The sequence below is a fragment of the Vallitalea sediminicola genome, assembly GCF_054408565.1.
On record NZ_BTPT01000280.1, the window covers coordinates 1 to 304 of the forward strand.

A 304-nucleotide genomic window follows, 5' to 3' on the forward strand; every position below is an offset into this window, starting at 1 on the left:
ATAAAAAAGTACCATTAAGTAATATAACATTACTTAACCGGTACTTTTTTATGTTATCACTAATAGCAAACGAAAGGTCTACTTTATCTTATTTTTCTACTACTTTCCCTAATTATTAATTTTGAAGGTATAGTTATTTTCTTAGGAATATTTCTTCCTGTATTAATACGTTCAACTATTGTTTCTACAGCTGTCTCCCCCATGAATTCCGTATAAACTCTAATGGTTGAAAGAGGCGGAATAATATATTTAGCAGTTGGAATATCATCACAACCAATAATTGATATATCTTCGGGTACTTTTA

General features: G+C 28.9%; 1 protein-coding gene. It reads right to left on the bottom strand.

Going from position 1 to position 304, the window contains the following annotated elements; translation table 11 throughout:
* Nucleotides 1-83: 83 nt before the first annotated feature.
* Nucleotides 84-304: substrate-binding domain-containing protein (locus tag ACX6CF_RS26750; RefSeq protein ID WP_458788421.1), on the bottom strand; the 221-nt coding region annotated here is incomplete at its 5' end.